We start from the raw sequence: 18,301 nt of genomic DNA, 5'->3' as shown, positions 1-18,301 counted from the left end.
CGGGGTGTTTACCCTTGGGCAACCCCTCGGGTGCCATGATCGGGAAAACCATGAAAAAGGTGGGGCGATGACCGATACGACTTTGACGCTGATCGAGGAACAGGCCTACAAGCTGGCCGAGGCCGCCATCGCGCTCGACCGTGCCCGCTCGCAAGCCGACGATGCCGCGGTGATGCTGGCGGCGCTGGACAACAACCTGGAAGTCTGGACCGCCTTCACCGTCGCGGTGGCGCTGCCGGGCAGCGGGCTGGAGGCCGGGGTGCGCGACAACCTGATGCGCCTGCGCAACTTCATCGCCGAGCAGACCCTGCGCATCAACGGCGCGGTGCGCGACGCCACCATGGACACCCTGATCAACATCAACCTGCAGATCTCGGAAGGCCTGCTCGAGGGGCAGAAGCGGGCCGGCGCCTGAGCATGACGGGAGCGGGCGAGGAGCAGGCCGCGGCCGTCGCCCTGGCCAATTACGGCGCCCGCCTGGCCGAGCAGGGCGACCCGGCCGAGGCCGAGACGGCGTTGCGCCGCGCCGGCCGCCTGCTGCCGGGTCACCCCCTGATCGCCTACAATCTGGGGCGCGCCCTGGCCCGCCAGGACCGCGTCGAGGAGGCAGCCGAGTGCTTTCGCTCGGCGGTCATCCTGGCCCCCGACCTCGCCCCGGCCTGGAACAATCTGGGCAATTGCTGCAAGGAACTGATGCGCCTCGACGAGTCGCTGGTCTGCCACGGCCGGGCGCTGGCGCTGGCCCCCGACGATGCCCCGGTGCGCTTCAACCGGGCGTTGACCCTGCTGCTGGCCGGCCGCGCCGCCGAGGGCTGGTCCGAATACGAATGGCGCCACCCGGCCCTGGGCCAGGCGCCGGCGCCGGAACCGGTCTGGGACGGCACGCCGGGGCCGCTGCTGGTGGAGGCCGAGGGCGGCCTGGGCGATGCCATCCATTTCCTGCGCTACGCCTCCGAAGCGGCGCGGCGCGGCGCCAAGGTGATCTTGCTGGTGCCGCCGGCCCTGATGCGTCTGGCGGCGGTGCTGCCGGGGGTGACGGTCGCCGACAGATCGGGACCGCGCCCCGCCGCCGCGCGTCACGCCTGGCTGATGAGCCTGCCGCGCCTGCTCGGGCTGGGGCTGGAGCCGCCGGGCGGCGGCGCGCCCTATCTGGTGCCGCCGGCCGACGCGGTCGAACAGTGGCGGCGGCGCCTGGGCGAGGGCCGCAAGGTGGCGCTGTGCTGGGCCGGCAATCCGCGCTTCGATAACGATGCCCGCCGCTCGCTGCCCTTCGCACTGCTGGCGCCGTTGCTGGAGCTGGACGGAATGAGCTTCCATTCGGTGCAGGTCGGGCCGCGTGCCGGCGATGGCGCGGGGTGCCCCGGGCTGAATGATCTGTCGCCGCACCTCACCGACCTGGCCGAGACCGCGGCGGCACTGGCGGCCATGGACCTGGTGATCTCGGTGGACACCGCGGTGGCCCATCTGGCCGGCGCCATCGGCGTGCCGTGCTGGCTGCTGCTGCCGTTCAGCCCCGACTGGCGCTGGGGCGCGGCGGGCGAGCGTACGCCGCTCTACGACAGCCTGCTTCTGTTCCGGCAGGACCGGCGCGGCGACTGGGCCGGGGTGATGGACAGGGTCAAGGCGGCACTGGAGACCGGCCCATGACCGGCAGAAAGGTCCTTGTCGTCGATCCCGGCCTGCGGACCAGGACCGGGCATCACTACCACTTCGACCTGTCGGTGGCCGAGCAGGCCGAGGAGGCCGGGCTGGGCATGCGGTTGCTGGCCCATGCCGGCCTGTCCGACCGGCTTGTGAAGGCCGAGCTTGGGGCACGGCCGGTCTTCCAGTTCTCGCCCTATGACGGGCTCGACCGCGCGGGCGTGCTGGAGCCCATCAACACCTATTTCGCCGCCGCCTTCGCCGAGTTCCTGACCCCGTCGGTCGCCGATGGCGACATCGTCCTGTTCCATTCCATCGCTCCGACCATGGCCATGGCGGTGGGGGAGTGGCTGGCCGCCAGCCTGCCTCACCGTCCCATCGGCGCCATCGCGGTGTGCAACCTGGGCTATTTCCAGCATCCCGAGCTGGTGCCGCCCTACCGGCGCTTCCTCGATCTGGTGGCCGATCTCGATCCCGGCCGGCTCAAGGTGTGGACCGAGAACGCCGCCGCCGCCGAGGTGCTGGCGGCCCTGGACGGCGGGCGCACGCCCATCACGGCGCTGCCGCTGATCTTCCCCCGCCGGCTGCTCGACCTGGCGTCACGCCCGCGCCGGCCCGGTCCGGTGGTCATCTGCTCGCAGGGCCACTCGCGGGTCGAGAAGGGCACCCATCTGCTGGCGGCGATCGCCCGGGAGGTGGGAGCGGCGCTGGGCGATCGCGTCGCCTTCGCCTACCAGGTCAATCCCGACTACGCCCACTGGCCCGAATCCATGCTGGCCTGGCTCGAGGTCGGCGTCGCCGCCATGCGTGACGATCCGCGCGTCGATCTGCTGGTGGGCGAGGCCGACAGCGACCAGTATTACGACCGCCTGGAGCGCAGCCGCCTGGTGCTGGTGCCCTATATCACCAAGAGTCCCGAGGTCTCGTCGGGCCTGTTCATGGAGGCGCTGACCGCCGGCCGGCCGACGATCATCCCGGCCGGAGGATTCATGGAGCGCGAGGCGCGCCGCCTGGGGGCCGGGCATGTCTGCTTCACCGAGGGAACGGCCGCTTCGGTGGCCGCGGCCACCATCCGGGCGGTGGAGGACATCACGGCGCTGGAAGCGGCGTCCGAGGCGGCCCGCCATCGCCTGAAGCACCGATCGCTGACGGAGACATTGACGGAGATGGGGAAAAGCACCCTTCCCCGGTGAGGCCAAGCCGGTTGTCGTCGTTCACGTCGAGGCGATGCAGAACCTGGCCGAGTGGTCCGTCATTTCCTCCCGGGGGGAGTCGATGCCGGGAAAGGAATTGGTTCGGCTGAGGACGCCGGAAACCTGCCATGGAACAGGCGCCCCGGCTGGGCGCTGGGCGGCGGTCGGGGCCGAGCCCTTGATGGTGGTGCGGTGCAATATCCGCACATCCTGGGCGTTGGCATACGGCCTGCCACGATGCATGGTCTGGCGATTGTCCCACATCACCAGATCGCCCGGCCGCCAATCATGGGTGTAGCAGAACTCGGTCTGGGTCGCGTGCGCCAGAAGATCATCGATGAAACAACGGGATTCCGGCAGTGTCCAACCCACGATACTGCCGATATGCATGGACAGATACAGCGACCGCCGTTCGGTGAAGGTGTTCTGAAGCACCAGTCTGTGCCGTGCCGGCGAATGATCCCGTTGCTGTTGGGCGGTGAAATGGCCGAAACCGAGACGCATCCAGAGATAAAGCAGAGAATGCTCGACCACCATGTCCTCGACCAGCGCCTTTGTTGTCGCGTCCAGGGCGTCGTAGGCGGCGGGCATGAAGGCGAACTCGGTTTGCCCGCGGCTTGGCGGCAGAACGTGCGCCGCGAGCAGGGAATAGGTCGGCGACGTGGTGCGGAACGTGCCGTCGGTGTGCCACAGACGCGCGCCCAGATTCTGCCAGTATCGGGGCGCATCCCGGGTCAGGATCTGGCCATGCTCATCGACGTTGCTGATCACGGTGATCCCTTCGGGATGCCCCGCGGTCTTCGTCTCGATCAGGTCGCCGAATTGACGTGACGCGGCAACGTGCTCCTCGTCGGTCATCGCCTGATTGCGGAACACCAGCACGCCGTAGCGATCCATAGCCCGGCAAACGGCTTCGAGCTCGTCCGCCTCCAACGGCTTGCGCAGATCGATGTCGATGATCTCGCCGCCGAAATGGGGGTGCACCGGTGTAATATTCAGGCTCATTCTAGGTCGCTCTCGACGATATGCGTTGGTTCGCGCTGAGGGTGGCCTGACATAAAGCCGCCAATACAGTGTCAGCCCATTGTTGAATTTTTGGTAAATACTGTCATCAATACATTCCGGAACTCAGCCGCGGCTGACCCTGTCGCGCCACAGGTTGCGAACCGTCTCGCTCCATTCGGCGGCGAAGGGGACCGGGTCCCACAGCCGCGATGCCTCGGCACGGGCGCGCACGGTGCGGCGCAGCTCGGCCAGGGTCGGCCGGTCGAGGGCGAGGGAAACGGCGCGATCCAGGTATTCGGTCTCGCTGTGGGTGACCAGATGGTTCAGGTCCAGCTCGCGCAGGATGCCGGCGGCCAGCCGGCCGCCGAAGAACTCGCCGCGCAGCGTAACCACCGGCACCCCGGCCCAGGACGCTTCCAGGGTGGTGATGCCGCCGTTGAAGGGGAAGGTGTCCAGCGACAGGTCGATGCGGCGATAGGCGTCGAGAAAGCTGCCGTGGTCGCCCTGCTGGACGAACTCGACGCGCTCGGGTGCGATGCCGTGGGCGGCGAAGAGCTTCAGCAGCCGCTGGCGCGGCTCGAATTTCTCGTAGACCCAGAAGCCCAGCAGCAGGCGCGAGTCCGGCACCGCGTGCATGGCCTTGGCCCACAGCGCCGCCACCCGGGCGTTGATCTTGCTGGGTCGGTTGAGGCTGCCGAAGGTGAAGGGGGCGCCACCCAGGCAGGGCAGGGGGCTGGCCGTCACCTTGGCGTCGAGGGGCTGGAAGATGCTGCTGGTGCGCGGCAGCCGCACGATGCGTTCGTCATATTCGTCGTCGCACCCCGGCGGCACATGGTGGGCGTCGGTCAGGAATACGTCGATGCCGGGATTGCCGCGCGCCCCCAGGTCGGCCCAGTTGATCTGGATCGGGGCGGGCCGGGCGGCGATGGCGTCATAGATGGGGGCGGGCACGCCCCAGCCGACCACCAGCAGCACGTCGATGCCGTCGGCGACCACGCGGTCGTACATCTGCTGGGCGGTGAAGCCCATCATGTCGATGGTGGCGAGATTGGGCACGTCATCGAGGCGCACCACGCCCTGGCGGCCGGGATCGAAATAGGCGACGGCGCGGAACCGCTTGGGGTCGAGCCGGCGCACCAGCGTCGCCACCAGCTGCGAGGCGTATTCGTTGACGAAGCCGATGGTCAGCGGCCGCTCGGGATGGTCCAGGCGGTAAGGCTTGGATTCCGGCGCCAGGTGGTCCGCCCGCCCGTCGCCCAGGGCACGGTACAGGCGGCGGCGCTCGGCTTCCGGATGGTCGTGCAGGTATTCCCTGAGCGCGGTGCGGAAGAAGCCGAAGGACAGCAATTGCGGCTCTAGGTCGTGGGCATAGTCGAACAGCTCCACCGCCGTTTCGACGAAGCCCAGCTCGAAGACCTTGGTCAGGCTCGCCACCGCCAGCTTCTCGCATTCCGTGGTCCGCTCCACCAGGCCGAACCGTAGCGCCTTGAAGGAAAGGTCGAGCCGGCGGTTGATGGCGAAAAACGGGATCAGGCAGAGGAATATGCGCCATGCGGCTGGCTGATCCGCCAGCAGGTGGCGAAGGACATCGACCGGGTCCGCCGCGCCCGCCGTGGCCGCAAGCCCGGTGACGACGCCGAAGGCATCTTCCGGCCGCTCCGGCATGACCAGGAGCGAGGACAGCAGGCGCTGGGCCTGGTCCAACTGGCCCGCTCGCAAGGCGTCGATGGCACCGGTCAGGACCGGCATGACGTCGACTTCGGGATTGGGCGACGCCATGGGCTATTCAGCCTGTGGAATCGCGAGGAACGAGTCCAGATCGAGTCCGAATTCAGCCATGCGGGCACGGATGGCGGCGATGGTGTCCGCGGACACCACGTCCTGCCATCGCCCGCTGGCGCCACTCTGGATGTGGCTCTGTCCGGCTTCGCCGCGATCACCAGCGAGTGACCGGCCTCGCATCCGTTCGAACTCCCGCATTTGATCGCGGCTGGTGATTTCAAGGGCCCTGGCGATTGCCGCCTGCCGCTCGGGGCTATCCATGTCCGCGCCAAGGAAGGCGAGCATCCGGCGGAACATGGTGGCGGGGTCCGCCATCAGGTCTTCGTAGCGTATCATGAGGAGGTGCTCGCCCGCGCGCTGGCGCATGTGGTCAAAGGTCATGAACTGGGCCAGGAAAAGGTCGATCCCCTCGGTGCGGGCGTACTCGTTCAGGTATGCGACCTGGGCCGTCTGATATCGATCCCGGTCGATTCCCAATTCTACTCGGTGGCGCGCCTTGTGATGGAACGCCGACACGATCTGGTCGAGCGGATTGCGGTAGACGTAGATCACCCGCGCACGCTCGTTGAGGTGGGGACAGAACACGTCCTGGTATTGCTGGATCGTTCCCCGGCTGGCGTCGATTGCCGGATCGTCGCGGTTCATCCCTCGCCATTTCTCGACGAAGTCGGGATGGCCCGCCGATTCAAAGCCTGGGTAGATACCGTGCATGTGGAGTTTGAAGAAGCCGAGCGACGGATAGTCCTCGAAGCCGTGGATCGTCTTGATCCACGGCCGCCCCGACACCAAGGCATCCAGAAATTCAAAGAAATAAAAGAGATACCAGGTCCCGGACCGCGGCATGGTGAAGAGGGACGCCGGAACCAATTCGCGAAACCGCTCTGTGCGCAAGTCGGGATATGACGGAATGGCGCTGTCGGGCATGATCGTCCATGGAAACGTCATGGAACGGGCCTGGCGGTCGGAATCGGGACGGATGTGGGGAAGGTCGGCGACCTGCCCCGCCAATGTCCGAACATGGCCCTTTTCGGCAAAGGCGCAGGTGCGGCAGCGCTCCGGCACCGCGGCGCCGCCCGCCAGAAGCCCGTCGCGCACCGCCCGCACCGTTTCGCAGTTGACCTGGCGGTCGATGGGCCATGCCGGGTCGATGCCGGAATCCTGGATGCCGCCGCAGCAATAGGCGACGGTGCCGTTGGCGAGGAAGCCGGCATAGGTCCAGGGTTCCAGGCAGACCTTGGTCTCGCCGGGGCCGAAGCGGTGGTCGGCGGCCTGACCGTTGGCCCGCAGCATCAGGGTGTGCCAGAAATTTTTGGCCGGGGTGAAGGTGATGCCGTTGGCCGCCAGCTTCGGCACGCCGGCCTGGATGTGCTGCAGCACCGCCAGGAAGGTCTCGTCGTCCATGTGCCGGAGGCCGCGCGGCCCGTCCGCGCCGTGCGGCACCGTCTCGTCCACGTCGAGCAGGTAGACTTCCTTGAACCCCAGCGCGGCGGCGAAGGCGAAGACGCGGTCGAGCTGGCGGGCGTTGCGGTCGCTGACCACGCAGTTCATGCGGAAGATGGGCGGCTCGGTTCCGGCGGCCAGGCAATGGGTGCGGATCTTGGCGATGTTCATCACCGCGTTGCGCAATTCGGCGGGCGGGCGGATGGCGCGCTGCAAGTCCTCGTCGGCGGCGTCGATGCTGACCAGGAAGTAGTTGAAGCGGGCGATGGCCGCCACTTCCTCCGGGGCCAGCCGCTTTTGCAGGTTCGAAGTGATGCCCAGTTGCATTGTGGGATGGGGCATCTGCAGGTCCATGAAACGCTGGGTCTTGCCCACCCAGTCCTTCAGCGACGTCAGTTCACCGCCGCATTGCAGGAACAGGATCTGGGGCGGATGGGCATAGACGTAGTCGTAGAGGCGGTCGAGCATATCCGCCCCCATCTCGTCGGCCTTGTGCCCGGGGTCCGAGACCGGGCAGTAGGTGCAGCGCAGATTGCAACCCGACCAGAACTCGATGCCGAGGATGTTGGGTGTCTCGATCTCGATCATGTCTCGCGCCTCGCGAAGTCGGCCAATCTGCGGATGCCTTCGCGGACGTCGTCGGCCTGGCCGCAGAAGGCGATGCGGACCTGGTCGCGATGGGCGGGGCCGAAGGCGCTGCCGGGGGTGACGGCGACGTGGCGTTCCTCCAGCAGGCGGCGGCAAAAGTCCATGTCGGTCATTCCGGTGAAGCCGATGTCGATGAAGAAATAGAAGGCCGAGCGCGGCAGGGTGAACACCATCCAGGGGTTCTCCCGCAGGGCCTCGGCGCAGTCGCGGGCGACGTCATGGTAGTGGCGGGCGACGTTGTAGATGTAGCCATCGATGCGCTTCATGGCCTCGACCAGGCCGGCCTGGACGAAGCCGGGCAGGCAGGAATAAAGGGTCGAGTTGGACAGCACCAGCTTGTCCACCACCCTTGGATCGGCGATGGCGAAGCCGGCACGGAAGGCCGGAACCGACAGCACCTTCGAGAACGACGACATCACCACCAGGCGGGGATAGGAACTGCCGACCAGGCTGTGGAAGCGGTGGTCGTAGGTGAGCTCGCCGTAGGTCTCGTCCGACAGGATCCAGATGCCGTGGCGGGCGCATTGCTCGACCAGATAATCCAGCACCGGGCGGGAATAGACCGCGCCGGTGGGGTTGTTGGCGGAATTGACGATGATCGCCTTGGGGGTCGCGGCGACGGCACGGTCCACCGCCTCGAACGACAATTGCAGGCCGATGCCGCGGTCCAGTTCCACCGCCACCGCCTCCAGGCCGATATGGGCGGCCGCCGCCCAGTAGGTGGGGAAGGCGGGCGAGAACAGGGCGACGCGGTCGCCGCGCTCGCAGCACAGATCGAGGAACTGGTTGATCAGCAGGTTGGCCGGGCTGACGACGACGTTGGCGATCCCCAGCGGGCGCTCCGGGGTGGCGTAGCGCTCGGCGATGGCCCGGCGCAGCTCGGGCAGGCCGCCGGAATAGGTGTAGCCGGTATTGCCGTGGGTGACCTCCCAGCCGACCCGCTGGATCAGATCCTCGGGCGGGCGGACCTTGGGATTGCCCAGTTCCAGGTGGAAGACGCGGTGGCCCGCGTCCTCGATGGCCTTGGCGCGGTCCAGCACCTTGAACATCTCCTGCCCGACCAGCGCCCGCGCCCGCGCCGAGAAGTCGCATTCGTCGATATCGGCGGGTGGCGGTGGGGCGAGGCTGGTCATGGCTGGAGTTTAGCGCGCCGGACAAGGAAGTCATATGATCTGTTCAATGCTTCGACTGACGCGCGCTCATCCCGGGACAGCGCGCCGAAACGGCCGGCGGCGGCGGCCTCCGACACTTCCGCCGGGCGCAGCAGGCCGGGAATGACGGTGGACACCGCCGGGTAGGACAGGCAGAAACGCAGCGCCTTCACCACCCCGTTCTGGCCCGGCCGGTCGGCCACCGCGCCCAGGGTCAGGGCAGCGCCTTCGGCCCAGGCCCGGATCTGCGCGCGCGGCCAGGCCGAGCGGTGGTCGTCGGCGGCGAATTCGGCATCGGGCGAGAGCGTGCCGGCCAGGAAGCCGAAGCACAGCGGCGTGCGGGCGATAATGCCGGTGCCGGTCGCTTCCGCCAGCTCCAGCAGGCCGCTGTCGATGGCGCGCAGATCCATCATGTTGAGGTTGAGCTGCAGTACCGGAACGGCGAAGTCGCGGATGGCGGCGACGCCCTCGTCCATGGTCTTGATCGACAGGCCGAAGGCGCGGATGCGCCCCTCGGCCCGCAGGGCTTGCAAGGTGGCGAGGATGTCCGGGTCCTGGCGCAATTGCTCGATGGGCGCGTTGTGGAGCTGCAGCAGATCGACGTGATCGGTGCCGAGGCGCTCCAGGCTGCCCTCCAGCGAGCGGCGCAGGCTCGCCGGTGAATGGTCGGGGGCCGCGTCGTAGCGGGTGAAGCCGGCCTTGGTGGCGATCACCACCCGCTCGCGGCGGCCGGCGAAGGCCCGCCCGATCAGGGCCTCGCTGTGGCCGTAGCCATAGACCGACGAGGTGTCGAAGAAGGTGATGCCCTCGGCCAGGGCGCGGTCCAGCGCCGCCAGCGATTCGGCGTCGTCGCGGGCGCCGTAGGAGGTGGCGCCGGGGGTGGCGCCGCCGATGCCCCAGGCGCCGAAGCCGATCTCGGAAACGTCGATGCCGGTGCGGCCGAGCGGGCGGGTCTGCATGGGCGCCCTCAATGATGGCCCGCCGGGCGGCGGTCGATGGTGTCGGCGCCGTACAGATAGGCGCCCTTCTTGTTGCCCCACCACACCACCTCGCGGCACCAGGTGGCGAGGTCGGGCCAGACCTGGGTGGTGCGGTCGATGCGGATGTCGGTGACGGCCGCCTCCAGCCGGTCGTCACCGCCCTGGCGTACCCTCTGGTAGAACCCGGGCAGGTCGAAGCCCAGGGTCAGGTGCAGGTCGCCCTCGGCCCCGGGCTGCTTCAGCAGGGCGCGGTTGAAGCGCAGGGCGTCGGCCAGGGCGCCTTCGGGCAGCGCCGCGCCGGCCGCCGCCAGGGTCTCGGCCAGCAGGGTGGCGGCCTCGGCGTAGAAGGCGTCCAGCCTGCCCTCGGCGGTCAGCTGGATGAAGACGTATTCGTCCGCCGGCCAATAGATGCCCAGCCAGTCCTCGGAGAACACGAACTCGGGCAATCCGGCCTGGATGTTGGCCGCCTCGGCCAGGAAGAAGTCGCGGATGGCGCCGACCACCGGGAAGCGGGCGCCGTCGGCCGCCATGAAGGCGTCGAACAGCGGCCGGAAGCCGATGCCGCCCCGGTGGTGGCACACCAGCAGCGGCACCTGCAGCAGCTTGTCGTAATGGGCCAGCGCCACCATCCAGGACAAGGCGCGGGTGCGGCGCCAGTCCTCGGGCGGCATGGCGGCGGTGCCGACCACCATTTCCTGGAATTCGGGCACGTCGTCGGCGGTGACGACGCGGGTGCCGTGGATGTTGATGATCTCGCTGTCCACCGTCACCAGGCCGAAGCGGGCGCGGTATTCGGGATCGGCCATCTCGGCGTTGGGCAGGATCGACAGGTTGTTGAACTGCACCCGGTTGTGCTGGCCTGATTCGATCAGGCGGCAGACCCCTTCGGCGAAGCTTTCGAAGGTCTCGCCGGGCAGGGCCAGGATGAGGTCGGAGAAGGTCTCGACCCGGTCCTGGGTGAAGCGGCGCTGCAGTTCGAGGAAGGTGTCCAGCGAGATGTTGTCGCGCTTGATGTTGGCCAGGGTGGGGGCGTCCAGGCTCTGCATGGACAGCGCCACCCCCTTGCTGAGCCCCGAATCGGACAGGATTTTCTGGGTCTGGTAGGCGCGCTCGGTGGCGTTCTTGGTGTTCTGCACCGACAGCGATCTGGGGTAGCCGGTGCGGGCGCGGACCTCGGCGGCATAGGCGGCGAGATCGACGTCGCGGGGCAGGATGCCGAAATTGGCGTCGCAGCAGAAGATGAACTCGATGCGCCTGGCGGCGAACCAGTCCATCTCGCGCTTCAGGCGCTCCATGTCGACCTGCACCACCTTGGCGGCGGTGGCCGAACCCCAGTCGCAATAGGTGCAGCGGAACGGGCAGCCGCGGTTGGTCTCCCACAGCCCGATCCAGGATTCGTCGGGGTTGTCGGCCATCAGCCGGTCCAGGGTGCCGTCGAGGAAGGGCGAGGGCAGCTCGGACAGGTCGCGCAGGCGCGGCGCGTTGGGATTGCGCTGGACCGTGCCGTCGGGGCCAAGGTGGCTCACCCCCGGCAGGCCCATCCAGGCGGCGCGGTCGGGGAAGGCTTCGAGCAGCGCCAGGAAGGTGCACTCGCCCTCGTTGTGGACGCAGAAATCAATGATTCCCCGGTGCTCGCGCAGGAAATCGTCGGGGCGGTCGGGGACGTGGGGGCCGCCGAACACGATGGCGATGTCGGGCCGCCGCCGCTTCAGGCGCCGTGCGATCTCGACCGAGATGCGGGCGTTCCAGACATAGGTGCTCAGGCCCACCACATCGGCGTCGATCAGGTGATCGACCGCCGCGTCGATGGGGATGCGTTTGAACAGCGGCGCCAGGAAGCGGTAGCGGTCGGGGTTCGGCGCGTGGCGGCGGACATAGCTTTCCAGCACCGCCACCGAATAGGGCAGGTAGTTCTGGCCCGAGAAGCTGTTGTTGATCTGGGCCAGGCCGATGGTGACGGCGCTCATCCCGCTGCCCGGAAGGCCGGGCGGATGCCGGCGTTGAAGCGGGGCGCGGCGGTGTACTTGTCGAACACGCTGCACACCAGGGACGAGAAGTGCCGGCCGTTCTCGGTCAGCCTCAGCGCCTCGCCGTCCAGGGTCAGCAGGCCGTCTTCGGCGAATTCGCGCAAGGTGGCGATCTCGGGGGCGAAATACTCGGCGAAGCGGATGCCGAAGCTGGCCTCCAGCGCCGGGATGTCGATGATGAAATAGGTGCGCAGCGTCTTGATCAACTGGCGGCGCAGCAGGTCGTCGGGGCTGGCGGTGCAGCCGCGGAACACCGGGAACTCGCCGCGGCCGATGGCGGCCTCGTATTCGTCGGCCTCGTAGGTGCTCTGGTAGTAGTCGTCGCCGATGCAGGAATAGGCCGAGCGCCCCAGCCCGATGGTGTCGGCATAGTCGCCGGTATAGGCGCCCAGCGGATTGTAGTCGGCCTTGCCGGCCAGGAAGGCCTGGGCGACGCTGTCGGTGGGCCAGGCCAGGTGCTCGAACCCGGTGCGGATGTAGCCGGCCTCCAGCAGCCGGCCCATGGCCTCGACGAAGATCACCTTGCGCTCGTAGAAGTCCGGGATCAGCCCGTCCTTGTTCATGCGCACCTGGTGCTGGTGGAACTTGGGGCTGTAATGGACGTAGGTCAGGGTGATGCGGTCGGGGCGCATGCCGATCACCCGGTCGATGGTACGCCCGATGGTCGCCTTGGTCTGGCGCGGCAGGCCGCACAGCAGGTCGAAATTGACGCTGGGATAGAGGCCGCGGATTTCCGGGGTGAGCAGGTTTTCCATCAGTTCGGGCGGCTGGATGCGGTCGATGGCGACCTGGACGTCGGGGTCGAAGTCCTGGACGCCGAAGGACAGCCGCGTCGCCCCCTGGCGGCGGTAGAACTTCAGGCGCTCCACATCGACCCGGCGGGGGTCGATCTCGATGGCCATCTCGCGCACCTTCGAGAAATCGACGATGGTGGCGAGCTTCTCCTTCAGGGCGATGAACTCGGGTTCCTTGAAGAAGGTGGGCGAGCCGCCGCCGAAGAAGACGTCGGTGATGTTGGGCATCGCCCCGGCCTGCTCGCACACCCGGCGCAGCACGTCGATCTCGCCCGACAGGTATTCCAGGTAGCGGGTGGCCTTGGCGTAGTCGTGGGTGATCTGGCGGTGGCAGGTGCAGAACAGGCACAGCTGCTCGCAGAACGGGATGTGCAGGTACAGCAGCACCGGCGCCTGCGGCCGGGTCTTCAGCAGGGTCGCCAGCGAGCGGGCCAGGTCGGCATGGCCGACCTTGGACGACCAGGCGGACTTGTGCGGATACTCGACGTAGTCGAAGGCGTCCACGTCGTATTTCTTCAGCAGGTTGACGTCGTCGAGGATGTCGGCGAGGGCCATGATCGTCTCCGTCAGGCGTGTCCGGCCAGATGGTTGAGGCGCAGGGCGTCGAAGCGTTGCCGCCAATAGGGCGAGGCCAGGAAACGGTCGGCATCGGCCCGGCGCCGCGCCGCCTCCCCCTCGTCGCCCAGGCGCTCGCAGACCAGGGCGAGGAACAGGGCGGCCAGGGGATTGTCCAGGCTCATCCGGGTGCAGACATCGGTGAGGAAGCGGCGCGCCTTGATCAGCTTGGCGGGGTCGTGCTGGTCCAGGATGCGGCCGTAATTGACCTCGTAATCCATGCCCAGCCAGAGATTGTGCAGCTCTTCCAGGGTGGGGACGTAGGATTCCTCGAAATCGTCCAGGTTGCAGCTCTGCAGCGGGCCGACCTGCTTTTCCTCGCGCACCTTCTGGCGTTCGGATTCGCGCACCATGAACAGGGTGAAGCTTTCGCCGTCCTTGTTCAGGCTGCCGTCCTCGATCAGCCCGGCCTCGACCATCTCGCGGTAGATGGGGGTCGATGGCAGCGGGGTCAGCAGCTGCATGTTGTACCAGTCCAGATCCATCTCGCGGGTCAGCGTGACGGTGTCCTTCATCTGCGCCACGGTCTCGCCGGGGAAGCCCATGATCATGAAGCCGCGGGTGAAGATCTGCGGATAGGACCGCATGATTTCGCCCACCTTCAGGTAGTGCTTGACGCTGGACGGCTTGCGCACCTTACGCAGGATCTCGGTGTTGCCCGATTCGATGCCGAAATACATGCCGGTGCAGCCCGAGGCGGCGGCGGCGTGGATCAGTTCGGGATGGGCGGCGGCGGCCGAGCAGATGATGCCGTTGGAGGCGTCCCAGGTGATGCCCAGGTTGCGCTTGACGATCTCGTCGAACAGGGCGATGGCGCGCTTCTCGTCGTAGAACAGGTCGTCGTCGAGCCAGACGATGTGGGTGATGCCGTAGCGGTCCTTGAGGTCCTCGATCTCGGCCACCACCGAGGCGACGCTGCGTCCGCGCACGCCGGGACCGTTGAAGGGGCGCACGCTGCAGAAGGTGCAGTTGGCGCGGCAGCCGCGGTTCGACAGCACGGCGCCGCAGCGGGTGTCCGGCTCGCGCCAGTGGCGGAAGGTACCGATCTCGCCCATGGCGGCGTAATCGCCCAGCGGCAGGCCGGGATAGCGCGGCACGATCTCGATCTCGGCGGTGCTGGGCGGACAGCGCGCCGCCAGCGACATCATCGTGCCATCGACCAGGGCGGCCAGCTGCGACAGCGCCGTCGCCTCCGCCTTGCCGTTGGCGAAGTCCAGCAGGTCGGCGAAGGCGCGGTCGCTCTCGAACAGGGCCAGCAGGTCGATGGCGCCGCCGGCCTCGCGCAGCACCGCTTCCGGCGCGTTGGTGACGTGGACGCCGCCGGCCGCCACCGGCATGGCGGGCGCGATCTCCTTCACCGCCCGCGCCATGCGCAGCATGATCTCGTGGGTCATGGTGAAGACGCAGGAAAAGCCGATCAGGTCCGGCCTCACCCGCTCCATCTCCTCCTCCAGCCGGCGCCGCCAGAAGGCGCGGATGGCGGCCTGCGCCGCCTTGGGGTCGGCGGCGTCGAGGTCGCGGGCCATGGCCAGCACCTCGTAATTCAGGTCCAGCAGATCGACCGAATAGCCGCGCGCCTCCAGGTTGGTGCACAGAACACCCAGGGCATAGGGCGGGAAGGCGTAGTAGCGCCGCCGCCGCACCGTGCCGAGGTCGAGTTTCTCTTCCTCCATGGGCGGTGGCTGCACCAGCAGCAGGCGCCGGCATCCGGCGGGGATCACCGCGCGCACGCGCGCCGCCAGGGCGGCGCGGACCGGATCGTCGGCAAGGATGGCGGCGGGGGCGGCCATGGCTACAGGCTCCCCACCTGGGCGTCCTTGTCGTCGGCGCCGACGTAGTGCGGGGTCAGCGAGGCCAGGCCCTTGTTCCGCAGGCGGGCCTGCAGCTCCAGGTAATTATCGACGATCTCGCGGTTGCTGAAGGCGCGGCCCCAGGGGGCGTCGCGCTCGTACTCGAAGGTCAGGCTGGGGATCTCGTCGTCGTAGCGGCCGTACATGTGCATGGTCTTGCGCCAGTCGGTCTGGATGGCGCGGATGCCGAAACGCTTGGGATTGTCGAACACCTCGGTGCCGGGGCGCACGGTGAACAGCGAGAGGTAGACCAGCGACGGCTCGGTCTCCTCGATGAAGCGCCAGGTCCGCTCGACGATGTCGGGCGGTTCGCCGGGCAGGCCGATGATCATGTAGACCCGGGGCTCGATGTCGAAGTCCTTGAGGATGCCGATGGCGCGCTTGGCGGTCTCGATGTCGAGATCCTTGCGGATCAGGTCCAGCGAGACCTGCGACACGCTTTCCACCCCCATGCCCAGGGCGACGCAGCCGGATTCCTTGGCCAGCTTGATCACCTCGGGCTTGACCGCGTCGCAGCGGCTCTGGCCGCGCCAGACGATGCCGGTGCGGCCGATGGCCTCCAGATGCGGCACGGCGCGGCGCATGGACAGCGGGATGCCGATCTCGTCGGTCAGGCTGATGCCCTGGATGCCGAAATCCTTCTTCAGGTATTCCAGCTCGGCCTCGACCCAGTGGGGATCGCGGTAGCGCAGTCCGGGCGAGCCCTCCTCGCGGATGGAGGTCATGGCGCAGAACGAGCACTTGGAGGGGCAGCCGCGGCTCAGGTTGACGGTGGTGCCCAGCAGCTTGTCGTAGCCCGGCTTGTTCTTCAGCGTCACCATGTTGGGGCGCGCGGTGGCCTGGACCGGCAGCCAGTGGCGGCGCGGGACGGGATAATCGTTGATGTCGATGCGCACGTCCATGCGGTAGGTCTGGCGCAGCTTGCCGTCGCGCAGGTCCTCGAGGGCCTGGATGATGGACTTCTCGCCGTCGCCCAGCACCAGGGCGTCGAAGTGCTTGAGGCACTCCTCCTGGTAGACGGTGGCATGCGGCCCGCCGGCGATGTGGATGGCCTCGGGGAACAGGGCGCGCAGCCCCTTCACCAGCGACACCTGCTCCTCGTAGTCCAGGGTGTAGACCGATTGCAGGTACACGTCGCACGGCTCGATGTGGTAGAGCGCGAATTCCTTCTTGATGCCGCGCAGATCGATCAGCGACGTGGTGATTCGTTCCCCGAAGTGATCGTCGAGGACGGTCAGGATCTGGTAATGCGTATGGGGATCGCCCCGGAAGGGGTCGTGGAGATAGTCGCTGCTGGGAAAGATGAAGCCGACCTTCATCGCAGTTCACCCTCGTTCTGGTGTCCAAGCCCCGACTTCTTCGGGACCTTCCGCCGCCGCGTCGGCGAAGTCAAACCTGTAGGTGGGTACAGTGTCGGCCAGTTTCCACGAGGAACGGTGAAGAAAGGGTTAGCCTCCTAACGTGCCCCCGACACCACGATGTTGGCGCCGGCGACGTACGAGGACTCGTCCGACAGCAGCCACAGGATGGTCTCTGCGGCTTCTTCAGGGCGGCCCATGCGGCCCAGAGGGATGGTGCGCTCGATGGCCTCGCGCTTGCCCGGCTGGTCCAGCTGCAGTTCCGGCTGGTCGGTATCGACGATGCCGGGGCAGACGATGTTGACGCGGATGCCCATGGGCGCCGCCTCGCGCGCCAGGCCGATGGTGAAGGTGTTGAGAGCCGCCTTCGACGCCGCGTAGGCGGTAAGCTGGAAGCCGCCGGTGGTGCCGGCGGTGGAGCCCAGGTTGACGATGCCGCCGCCCTGGCCGCCGCCTGCCGGGTCCATGCGGCGCATGGCCTCGCGGGCGCACAGGAAGGCGCCGAACACGTTGACCGAAAAGACGTGGGCGAGATTGGCCATGTCGAGATCGGCGAAGGCGTGCCGCCCGCCCGACAGGCCGGCGCAGTTGACCAGGGCGGTGAGCGGCCCCAACTCGGCCTCGGCGCGGTCGAACATGGCGATGACCGCCGCCTCGTCGGCGACGTGGGCCTGCTGCGCGATGGCGCGGCCGCCTGCCGCCTCGATGTCGGCCACCACCCGGGCCGCCAGGTCGGCGTTGGAATGGTAGTTGACGCAGACGGCGTAGCCCCGGGCGGCGGCCATGCGGGCGGTGGCGGCGCCGATGCCGCGGCTGGCGCCGGTGATGACGATGGTGCCGCGGCTCATGGCGTGTCCTTCCCGTAATGCCGGCGCCACCAGTCGAGGGTGGCGGCGATGCCGTCCTCGAGCCCGACCGTGGGCGCCCAGCCCAGCTCGGCGGCGGCCTTGGCGCAGTCCAGCGCCACCGAGGTCCTGATGGTCGGCTTGTCGAGGTCGTGGACGATGTCGAGATCGCGGCCCGAGGCGGCGACGATCTTGCGCACCAACTCGCGCACCGGCACCGCCTTGCCGGCGCCGATGTTGTAGATGCCGAAGGGGCCCGGCTGGCGGGCCAGGGCGGCCTCGACCGCCATGCACAGGTCCGAGACGTGCAGGAGGTCGCGCGCCTCCTCGCCGCTGCCCCATACCGTCAGCGTCTTCTCCGCGGTCATCGCCTTGGTCACGGTGGCGCCGAAGACGTGGCTCCTGTCCAGATCGAACTTGTCATGGGGGCCGTAGACGTTGGAATGGCGCAGCGCGGTGAAGCGGGGTCCGCCCAGGCCGGCGTAGAACTCGGCCATCTTCTCGAAATAGACCTTGTTCCAGGCGCCGGCGAAATACGCCGGGTGCATGGGCCGGTTGGCGTCGAAATCGGTCTCGGCCAGCGGCGTGTCGGCGCTGTGGTACATGATCGAGCAGCTGAAGAAGACCAGGTGCCCGATGCCGGCCTCGAAGGCGGCGCGGAACAGCAGCGAGTTCATCACCGCGTTGTCGGCGATGTGGATCTGCGGCCGGCCCAGGATGTCCTTGGCGCCCGAGGTGACGGCGGCCGCCTGCACCAGCACGTCGCATTCCGCCGTCACCCGCGCCACGTCGGCCGGGTTGGTCAGGTCGGCCTGGATCCAGCGGATGGCGGGATGGTCGAAGGGCGGACGGCGGTGGCAGGTGCCGGTGACCGCCCAGCCGTCGCGGCCGGCGAAGTGCTCGGCGACATTGCGGCCGATGAAGCCGGTGGCGCCGCAGACGGTCAGGCGACGGGGGCCGGCCATGGGCGGC

14 protein-coding genes are annotated in these 18,301 nt (G+C 68.0%); 3 read left to right on the top strand and 11 right to left on the bottom strand.

Translation table 11 applies throughout. The features are described 5' to 3' along the window. Window positions 1–67 precede the first annotated feature (67 nt). Genes MTBUT4_RS06295 through MTBUT4_RS06285 form a run of 3 tightly spaced genes read left to right on the top strand, consistent with a single transcriptional unit; the run spans window position 68 to window position 2,834 of the window. Window positions 68–415, top strand: coding sequence for a flagellar biosynthesis regulator FlaF (locus MTBUT4_RS06295; protein WP_173978814.1), 348 nt, complete (start codon window positions 68–70; stop codon window positions 413–415). A 2-nt stretch (window positions 416–417) separates the two neighbouring features. After that, the gene (locus MTBUT4_RS06290) at window positions 418–1,647 is read left to right on the top strand and encodes a tetratricopeptide repeat protein (RefSeq protein ID WP_173978813.1); all 1,230 of its coding nucleotides are present in this window, start codon (window positions 418–420) and stop codon (window positions 1,645–1,647) included. Continuing rightward, complete coding sequence (locus MTBUT4_RS06285; RefSeq protein WP_173978812.1) at window positions 1,644–2,834, top strand: hypothetical protein; 1,191 nt, start codon at window positions 1,644–1,646, stop codon at window positions 2,832–2,834. The genes MTBUT4_RS06290 and MTBUT4_RS06285 overlap by 4 nt, the downstream gene beginning before the upstream one ends. A gap of 21 nt (window positions 2,835–2,855) precedes the next feature. Here MTBUT4_RS06285 and MTBUT4_RS06280 read toward each other — a convergent pair whose 3' ends face one another. From MTBUT4_RS06280 to MTBUT4_RS06230, 11 genes are all read right to left on the bottom strand, one after another. Then, entirely contained in the window at window positions 2,856–3,839 is a 984-nt protein-coding gene (locus MTBUT4_RS06280; RefSeq protein WP_173978811.1) for a TauD/TfdA family dioxygenase, read from the bottom strand. Between the two features lie 123 nt (window positions 3,840–3,962). Beyond that, window positions 3,963–5,618: a hypothetical protein gene (locus tag MTBUT4_RS06275; RefSeq protein ID WP_173978810.1), complete on the bottom strand. Its 1,656-nt coding sequence runs from the start codon at window positions 5,616–5,618 to the stop codon at window positions 3,963–3,965. A gap of 3 nt (window positions 5,619–5,621) precedes the next feature. Beyond that, window positions 5,622–7,649: a sulfotransferase domain-containing protein gene (locus MTBUT4_RS06270; RefSeq protein ID WP_173978809.1), complete on the bottom strand. Its 2,028-nt coding sequence runs from the start codon at window positions 7,647–7,649 to the stop codon at window positions 5,622–5,624. Continuing rightward, a complete protein-coding gene (locus tag MTBUT4_RS06265) occupies window positions 7,646–8,842 on the bottom strand; it encodes a pyridoxal phosphate-dependent aminotransferase (RefSeq protein WP_173978808.1) in 1,197 nt (398 codons plus the stop codon). The genes MTBUT4_RS06270 and MTBUT4_RS06265 overlap by 4 nt, the downstream gene beginning before the upstream one ends. Beyond that, window positions 8,839–9,819 carry an aldo/keto reductase gene (locus MTBUT4_RS06260; RefSeq protein ID WP_173978807.1) on the bottom strand — a complete coding sequence of 327 codons (981 nt, stop codon included), beginning with the start codon at window positions 9,817–9,819 and terminating at the stop codon, window positions 8,839–8,841. The genes MTBUT4_RS06265 and MTBUT4_RS06260 overlap by 4 nt, the downstream gene beginning before the upstream one ends. Window positions 9,820–9,827: 8 nt before the next feature. Then, the gene (locus MTBUT4_RS06255; protein ID WP_173978806.1) at window positions 9,828–11,807 is read right to left on the bottom strand and encodes a B12-binding domain-containing radical SAM protein; all 1,980 of its coding nucleotides are present in this window, start codon (window positions 11,805–11,807) and stop codon (window positions 9,828–9,830) included. Continuing rightward, window positions 11,804–13,216 (bottom strand): oxygen-independent coproporphyrinogen III oxidase, encoded by a 1,413-nt coding sequence (hemN, locus tag MTBUT4_RS06250; protein ID WP_173978805.1) that lies wholly within the window; start codon window positions 13,214–13,216, stop codon window positions 11,804–11,806. The genes MTBUT4_RS06255 and hemN overlap by 4 nt, the downstream gene beginning before the upstream one ends. A gap of 11 nt (window positions 13,217–13,227) precedes the next feature. Continuing rightward, window positions 13,228–15,066 carry a B12-binding domain-containing radical SAM protein gene (locus tag MTBUT4_RS06245; RefSeq protein ID WP_173978804.1) on the bottom strand — a complete coding sequence of 613 codons (1,839 nt, stop codon included), beginning with the start codon at window positions 15,064–15,066 and terminating at the stop codon, window positions 13,228–13,230. A 2-nt stretch (window positions 15,067–15,068) separates the two neighbouring features. Continuing rightward, window positions 15,069–16,445, bottom strand: a complete 1,377-nt coding sequence (locus MTBUT4_RS06240) for a radical SAM protein (protein WP_173978803.1) — start codon at window positions 16,443–16,445, stop codon at window positions 15,069–15,071. Between the two features lie 137 nt (window positions 16,446–16,582). Next, window positions 16,583–17,332, bottom strand: coding sequence for an SDR family NAD(P)-dependent oxidoreductase (locus MTBUT4_RS06235; protein WP_173978802.1), 750 nt, complete (start codon window positions 17,330–17,332; stop codon window positions 16,583–16,585). Next, window positions 17,329–18,294: an NAD(P)-dependent oxidoreductase gene (locus tag MTBUT4_RS06230; protein WP_173978801.1), complete on the bottom strand. Its 966-nt coding sequence runs from the start codon at window positions 18,292–18,294 to the stop codon at window positions 17,329–17,331. The genes MTBUT4_RS06235 and MTBUT4_RS06230 overlap by 4 nt, the downstream gene beginning before the upstream one ends. Window positions 18,295–18,301 lie beyond the last annotated feature (7 nt).

Source organism: Magnetospirillum sp. UT-4 (assembly GCF_902729435.1).
Lineage (GTDB): Bacteria > Pseudomonadota > Alphaproteobacteria > Rhodospirillales > Magnetospirillaceae > Magnetospirillum.
Note: the sequence above shows the minus strand (reverse complement) of the source record. Positions and strands in the feature narration are given on the sequence as shown.